The sequence below is a fragment of the Ferruginibacter sp. genome (genome assembly GCF_031391665.1).
Taxonomy (GTDB): domain Bacteria; phylum Bacteroidota; class Bacteroidia; order Chitinophagales; family Chitinophagaceae; genus Ferruginibacter.
This window is the reverse complement of sequence record NZ_JANMUN010000160.1, coordinates 1-7,701: the sequence shown is the minus strand read 5'-3', so window position 1 is coordinate 7,701 and position 7,701 is coordinate 1. Positions and strand designations below refer to the sequence as shown.

General features: G+C 35.8%; 8 protein-coding genes. 3 read left to right on the top strand and 5 right to left on the bottom strand.

Annotation, left to right across the window (positions count from 1 at the left end):
- Nucleotides 1–82 precede the first annotated feature (82 nt).
- A complete protein-coding gene (locus tag ACY651_RS11960) occupies nt 83–649 on the top strand; it encodes a sensor histidine kinase (RefSeq protein ID WP_462253004.1) in 567 nt (188 codons plus the stop codon).
- Nucleotides 650–653: 4 nt separating this feature from the next.
- Nucleotides 654–1,412, top strand: coding sequence for a LytR/AlgR family response regulator transcription factor (locus tag ACY651_RS11955; protein ID WP_462253002.1), 759 nt, complete (start codon nt 654–656; stop codon nt 1,410–1,412).
- A 21-nt stretch (nt 1,413–1,433) separates the two neighbouring features.
- Here the strand turns inward: ACY651_RS11955 and ACY651_RS11950 are convergent, their stop codons facing one another.
- The 5 genes from ACY651_RS11950 to ACY651_RS11930 form a co-directional block, all read right to left on the bottom strand.
- Nucleotides 1,434–2,030 (bottom strand): SUKH-4 family immunity protein, encoded by a 597-nt coding sequence (locus ACY651_RS11950; RefSeq protein ID WP_462253000.1) that lies wholly within the window; start codon nt 2,028–2,030, stop codon nt 1,434–1,436.
- Nucleotides 2,031–2,057: 27 nt separating this feature from the next.
- Nucleotides 2,058–2,981: a lipoyl synthase gene (gene lipA, locus ACY651_RS11945; RefSeq protein ID WP_462252998.1), complete on the bottom strand. Its 924-nt coding sequence runs from the start codon at nt 2,979–2,981 to the stop codon at nt 2,058–2,060.
- Between the two features lie 333 nt (nt 2,982–3,314).
- The gene (locus ACY651_RS11940; RefSeq protein WP_462252996.1) at nt 3,315–3,800 is read right to left on the bottom strand and encodes a cytidine deaminase; all 486 of its coding nucleotides are present in this window, start codon (nt 3,798–3,800) and stop codon (nt 3,315–3,317) included.
- A gap of 104 nt (nt 3,801–3,904) precedes the next feature.
- Complete coding sequence (gene lepB, locus ACY651_RS11935; RefSeq protein WP_462252994.1) at nt 3,905–5,419, bottom strand: signal peptidase I; 1,515 nt, start codon at nt 5,417–5,419, stop codon at nt 3,905–3,907.
- Nucleotides 5,420–5,587: 168 nt separating this feature from the next.
- Nucleotides 5,588–6,751, bottom strand: a complete 1,164-nt coding sequence (locus ACY651_RS11930) for a sigma-54-dependent transcriptional regulator (RefSeq protein ID WP_462252992.1) — start codon at nt 6,749–6,751, stop codon at nt 5,588–5,590.
- A gap of 75 nt (nt 6,752–6,826) precedes the next feature.
- Between ACY651_RS11930 and ACY651_RS11925 the strand changes: the two genes are divergently transcribed.
- Nucleotides 6,827–7,429: a DUF4846 domain-containing protein gene (locus tag ACY651_RS11925; RefSeq protein ID WP_462252990.1), complete on the top strand. Its 603-nt coding sequence runs from the start codon at nt 6,827–6,829 to the stop codon at nt 7,427–7,429.
- Nucleotides 7,430–7,701: the final 272 nt, after the last annotated feature.

The window sequence follows — 7,701 nt, the reverse complement described above, 5'->3', positions numbered from 1 at the left end:
GTTTGAACAAGGAAATCCCGATCGACGACCGCGAGCGCGCGGAGATCATTACCGACTTCGTCGCCAGCCACCTCGACGCCAAGTGGCTGCACCAACGCTGCGGCACGCCACGGTACGTACGCAGGTGAATCCGCATTTTCTTTTTAATAATTTAAATACCCTCAGTTCTTTAATTCCTGAAAATCCAAAACATGCAGTTGATTTTGTGCAGCAACTATCCAAAGTGTACCGTCATATACTTGATGTAAAAGATGAAAAAAGTATTTTATTAAAAGACGAATTGGAGGTTTTGAATGCCTACACATTTTTATTAAAAACAAGGTTTGAAAAAAATCTTGAAGTAAATATTAATATTCCGCCAGAAAAAATGCAGCAGAAAATTGTGCCGCTTTCATTACAGATTTTAATGGAGAATGCTATTAAGCATAATATAGTTTCATCAGGCAAACCATTGCAGATAAATGTTTTTACAGAAAACGGCAGCCTTGTGGTAAGCAATAACCTGCAAATGAAAAACCAGATCAATGAATCGACAGGTATTGGACTGGATAATATACGCAACCGCTATAAATTAATAAGCGAAAGACCGGTAAAAGTAACCGAAAGCGAAACTAATTTTACTGTTTCTATTCCATTGATTGATAACTGACATGATGAAAGTAATTATTATAGAAGACGAAATACCTGCAGCTAAAAGGCTTGCTAAATTACTCCACAGCTATAATGAAGAAATTGAAATTGTACATACATCCGACAGTGTGGAATTGAGTGTGCGCTATTTAACCATTGCACAAAATATCGATTTAATTTTTATGGACATTCAGTTGGCCGATGGATTGAGTTTTGATATTTTTGAAAAAGTAAAAATAACCACTCCTGTTATCTTCACCACCGCTTTTGACCAATACACTCTAAAAGCATTTAAAGTAAACAGTATCGATTATTTATTAAAGCCCATCGATGAAAAAGAGCTGTATCAATCTTTAGAAAAATATCAATTACTTTATCCAAAAGCTTCTACTAATTTTTCGGATAAAATATTAAAGCTGATGCAGGATATGAATGCCGTAAAATATAAAGAGCGCTTATTAATAAAACGAGGGCAACAATTAAGTTATTTAAAAACAGAAAGTGCAGCCTATTGTTTTGCCGATGGGAAACTTTGTTATGCAGTTGATTTTAACGGCACAAAATTTTTGCTGGAAAACAATCTTTCACAATTAGAAGACCAATTGCAACCCGATAATTTCTACCGCATTAACCGGCATTTATTAGTAAATATAGAAGCTGTAAAAAAAGTGCACACCTGGCTTGGCGGCAGATTAAAAGTAGAAGTTTGCCCTGCAACAACTGCCGAAACTATTGTAAGCCGGGAAAGGGTGAATGGATTTAAAGAATGGCTTGGGAGGTAAACATGGATTGTGAATAGACATTCAAATACTAAGGAAATTGTTTTTCCGAAATGATAGTAAGATATCAAGTTCTTCTTTCCAAAATCCTTCTACAGTAAGTGCTTTTTCATCAGCCTTATACATCTCATTTCGCATTTTGTCAAATTGAATATCTGTAAAATTCCCATTTAAGATACCATCTTCTCCAAATTCTTCAGATACAGATTTTTCAAATTCTTCATAAATAATTAAGAAATCTGCAAGAGCATTAATAGAAGAATTAAAAAAAATAGGATTAAAAGAATCCTCATGATCAAGTTCCTCTATCTGATTATTTTCACTGATATTAATTGCAATAGCATCTCCATCTCTGCATGAACCAATTACAACATACTTTTCATAGCCAATACCTTTTTCAAGAAAATCATACTGTTCAGTTAAAAGGTTAATCCCTTCGATCAAATCATCAGAATCATTTGTAAAACATAAATTGGCAGAAGTATAAACTGGTAAGCCAGCTATCATTAAAAATTCTGCAGTATGAGGCAATAAGTTGAATTTCTCAAGTCGGTCTTTTGATATTGGGGAAAGGGGAATATCTAAGTAAGACCATTTGTTTACAAACTCCTGTGGTGACATGTAGTACTAATTAACTAATAAACGAAATTAACCATTTAACTTCTCCTCCTCCCACTTCCCTCTCCCCCATCCTTCAATTACATGTTTTTCGCTGTGGTAACTTGATCTTACTAAAGGGCCGCTTTCTACATAATCAAAACCTAAGTTGTATCCAATTTCCCGGTACTCGGCAAATTCATCCGGATGTACAAAACGGGCAACAGGTAAATGTTTTTTTGTAGGCTGCAGATATTGACCGATAGTTATCACATCTACATTGCTGGCGTACAAATCTTTTAAAGTTTGTATCACTTCTTCTTTCTCTTCGCCCAACCCCAACATGATTCCGCTTTTAGTCCGCATGCCACCTTCTTTTAAAATCTTTAAAGTTTCCATACTCTGCCAGTATTTTGCCTGAATACGAACCTGCTTTGTTAAGCGTTCAGTGGTTTCAATATTATGACTCACTACTTCGGGAGCTGCATCAATAATGCGTTGTATATTTTCTTTCTCTGCTTTAAAATCGGGTATCAATGTTTCTAAAGTAGTATCGGGATTTAAAGCTTTAATCGCTTTGATAGTGTTGTACCAAATAATACTGCCGCCATCTTTCAATTCATCCCTGTCAACCGAAGTAACTACCGCATGTTTTACTTTCATTAGGTTAATAGCCTCGGCAACACGTTGCGGTTCGTCCCAGTCCACTTCTAAAGGACGGCCAGTAGCTACATTACAAAAGCCACAACTTCTTGTACAAATATTTCCAAGAATCATAAATGTGGCCGTACCAGCGCCCCAGCATTCACCCATATTTGGGCAGTTGCCGCTTTCGCAAATGGTGTGTAACTTATGCGTATCAACTAAATTGCGAACGTGTTTATATTCTTCTCCAATAGGTAATTTAACCCTGAGCCAGTTGGGCTTTTTGGATTTTTGTTCTAATGTTCCATCTATTACCGGTAATTCTATCATTCAATTGTAGATTTTCGATTTCAGATTTTAGATCTATAAAAAACACTTTCCTCTAAAATACTGGTGAATTATTAATGAATGCAAAGGTAAGAAGTAAAGTTTTATAAAGTTATAGCCTTTGTGACAGAGTGTATTTCAAATTGTCGCTAAAGCATCAGGCAGGCAGCAAATTTTAACGTAGGAGAAAACGAGAAATGGAGTTATCGCAGAGTTTCTCAGCGTAAACTCACCATCTCATTTTCTCAGCGTTGAAAAAATATTGCGACAATTTAAAATGCACCCTTGCCTGAAGTATATAAAATATTTTTCCTTTGGGAGAAGAAATAAGCATTTTTATTTTAAATCATCACCACCAAAAGATAAAGGCAATAACTGGCTGGCTTTTTTAATGATATATATCTTCCCCTCCAGTCCGCTTAAAATTAAACGAATGGGTTGCTTCACCCGCTCTTCATATTCTAACAAACTTTGCCTGCAAATTCCACAGGGAGAAATGGGATGATTGCTTTTGCCATTTTTGTTATCGTAACTTATTGCAATAGTATCAATAACTGCGTTGGGAAATAAAGAACCGGTTGCAGAAAGCAACACTCTTTCGGCACAAATTCCCACAGGGTAAGATGCGTTTTCCTGGTTGGTGCCCGTTACTGTTTTACCATTTTTTAATTGGGCAATAGCACCCACATTAAAATTAGAATAAGGTGCGTATGCATTTCCAGTAATTTTTCTTGCTTCACTTACCAATGCTGCATCTGCTGGTTGTAATTCATCAATGGAATTATATACTTCAAATGAAAAATTATATTTTTCTTCGTTCATTAATTTTATTTTTTATGGCAGATAAAAAATCCTCACTGCATTGCTGCCAGTAAGGACTTTGATAATTAAATGTACGTTTTATTTTAAATACTGCCAATTCAACATTACTTAATCCATCTAAAAAGGCGTTTCCATCTTGGGCCGCCTTCCCAGCTAAACCAAATAAGTGATGCTTTACCTACCACATGATCTTCGGGTACGAAACCCCAAAAGCGGCTGTCCTGACTTTTATTTCTGTTATCACCCATCATCCAGTAATAATCCATTTTAAAAGTATAGCTGTCTGCCTGTTTACCATTAAGTAATACTTTACCATTCTGTTCTTCCCATTTATTATTTTCATAAACCTGAATTACTCTTTTGTATAAAAGAATATTTGCAGAATCAAGTTTTATTGTTGCACCTTTTTTTGGTATCCATAAACCTTCAGTTGCAAAGTTTTCTGAGTTCCAGTTAAAAGTTGCACCGGAATAACAAAATGGATAGGTTTGAGGTTGAGGCATTGGGCGCCTTTGAACAGATAAAACACCGTCAATTGTTTTTACAATCGCTAATTCATTTTTACTTAAGTTAACAACATAATTATCTCCGCCAATAAGCGTAAAATCGACCTGGCCACCTTCTGATTCTGAATTATTATTAACATGAACTCCCCTCTCTGTTAAAATATCTTCATCAAATGCTGCATTGGGTTTTGTTTTTACATCATAGAAAAAAGTGGGGTTTAAAAATTCTGATGGTTTACTGTCGATATACACTTCTCCGTTAATTACTTTTAATGTATCTCCAGCAATTGCTACACATCTTTTTACATAATTTTCTCTTTTATCAACAGGCCTTGTAGTTATCGTATATTTTTCCCAAACAACATCTCTTCCGCCTTCTTCAGTTATTAAATCATAATATGGTTTTTTAGAATCCCATTCTTTTGTTAAGGTATCTCCTCCGGGGAAATTAAAAACCACCACATCATTTCTTTTTACCGGCGAAGCAAACCATCTTGTATAAGGAATATGAATCCACTCCAAATACGATTTTGAATTTACAAATGGAATAGTGTGATGCACAAATGGCATAGCAATGGGTGTATTGGGAATGCGTGGGCCGTATGCCGATTTACTTACAAACAAATAATCGTTTACCAATAAAGTTTTTTCGAGAGAACTGGTAGGAATAACATAGGCTTCAAAAACAAAAGTGCGTATAAGTGTTGCCGCTACAATTGCAAATGCTGCAGCATCAATCCATTCTCTTGCACCAGATTTTTTATAATTTTTTACTACCGGTATGCCTGCATATTTTTCGTTTTTAGAAAACCCTAAATAAGGCAGATAAACAAATGGTAAAAAAACTGCGGCGGCATGGTGCCAAAAACCAAAACGGCCAAAATGCTCTACAAATTTTATTAGTATCCAAATGGTAATAAACTGTCCGGCAATGGGTATCAGTTGTAAAAAGAACCAGTATTTTGGCAACTGCATTTTTTCTACCATGCACCAAGTGTTATAAAAAGGTACCAATGCTTTCCAGCCTTCGATGCCGGCTTTTTTAAACATGCCGTATAAACCAATATGCCAGCCAATTGTAGCTAGAATGAAAATAGTAAAACCAATACTCATATTTAAAATTTTAATAGCGCCAAAAATACCATAATAATCGGTATTATCTAAAACCGTTTGTAATTTGTTGGGGATTCTTTAACTATTGTAGAATGGGTGATTTGCAATTTCTAATTTATTGAATGACTATTTAATTTACAGTCTGGTTTCTAATTCTTTATTCACCATTCACTTTTTAGGCAGCACATAATTTTCGATATCTTCCAAAGCAATAGTTTTAGCCGATAAAATTATAAGGCGCTCCACCACATTTCTTAATTCACGTATGTTACCCGTCCAGTCGTATTGCTGCAATGCATCCATTGCTTTTTGATCGATAGATTTTTTTGGCTGCCCGTATTCAGTTGCAATTACATCTAAAAAATAATCTACCAGCAAGGGCACATCTTCTCTTCTTTCATTTAGCGATGGTACATGAATAATAATTACACCCAGGCGATGATACAGATCAAGACGGAAATTTTTATCATCTACTTCTTTCAGAAGATCTTTATTGGTGGCAGTTATAACCCTTACATCTACATTAATATCTTTCTCTGCTCCCACTCTTGTAATTTTCCCTTCCTGCAAAGCTCTCAATACTTTTGCCTGTGCGGTTAAACTCATATCGCCTATCTCATCTAAAAATAAAGTACCGCCGTTGGCTGTTTCAAATTTACCAATGCGCTGTTTTACTGCAGAAGTAAAAGAACCTTTCTCATGTCCGAATAATTCACTCTCTATCAATTCTGATGGAATAGCAGCGCAATTTACTTCCACCATCGGGCCGGTATTGCGGTTGCTTTTTTCATGAATCCATCTTGCCACTAATTCTTTACCCACACCATTTTCTCCCGTTATTAAAATTCTTGCATCGGTTGGTGCAACTTTTTCAATGGTATCTCTTATTTTTTTTATTGGCCCACTCTCTCCAATCATTTCCTGCACTTTGCTCACTTTGCGTTTAAGCACTTTAGTTTCGGTAACCAAAATTTGCTTATCCAATGCATTGCGAAGTGTAATTAATAAACGGTTTAAATCTGGTGGTTTACTAATGTAATCGAATGCGCCTTTTTTCACTGCTTCCACTGCGGTATCAATATTACCATGGCCGCTGATCATAATTACCGGCACTTCGCCATTGATCTCTTTTGCTTTTTCTAAAAATTCAATACCATCCAGCTTGGGCATTTTAATATCGCATAAAACAATATCGTAAGCTTTTTCGCTAAACCGTTTTAACCCTTCTTCGCCATCGCTGGCTTCGTCAATTTTATAACCTTCGTAACTCAGGATTTCAGTTAATGTTTTTCTTATCGCCTTTTCATCATCAATAATTAAAATAGTTGCCATACGCTTTAACAAAATTTTTGTGTGGAGTTGATACGGATATGCATCTCTGCCCGTTAACAACAAAATTAGCAAATTATGCCCTTTAAACCAGCGACAATTTTTTGTGTGCTTATTTGCTGTGCATGCAATAATGCAGCAACTGCACCTGTAAACAAAACAAAAACCAACGAATCAACTGCAAAAATTGCAACTGATATAAATCCTTACCATAGCATAAATGCCATTCCTTTACCCCAAGGTTATGAACGTGTAAAAACCGACAGTCATTCCTTTGCCGCATGGCTGCAGAAGGTATCACTAAAAGAAAACAAAACTGTTTATCTTTTTAATGGTGACGAAAAAATAAATCAACAGGCGCAATTTGCAGTGCTGGATATTTCTGTTAGCAATAAAAATTTACAGCAATGTGCCGATGCAGTAATGCGGCTGAGGGCCGAATTTCTTTTTGCAGAAAAAAGGTTTGATGAGATTATTTTTACTGATAACGAAAAGGGAAATTATTCTTTTACTTCTCCTTACACAAAAGAAAATTTTGCAAAATTTATGGAAAGGGTTTTTGGTATGTGCGGTTCTGCATCTTTATCAAAACAATTAAAAAGGGTTATTGATTTTTCAGCAATAGAAGCTGGTGATAGACATTACCAAAAAAGGGACAACATTATTTTCCATCATCCTTAGTGGTAATAATCTTACCGACGTAGCTTATCAGAATCACTTAAGCCGGTTAAAATATACGGCTGTCAATAATGTTAGCGGCAGGCAGGGAGTATTTAATGTGGGAAGAAGTTTTAATGTGAAGGTAAATGTGCCGTTGAGTTTTAAATGGAAATAATGCTCTGGAATTTCCGGGGTCTTTTCTTACATAGGCTATCTTAACGGCAACTTTTGAATGGCTTAGGAACGGCTTTGCAGCTCGTCGATAGAAAAAAAGAAATTGACATTGCCCGGTA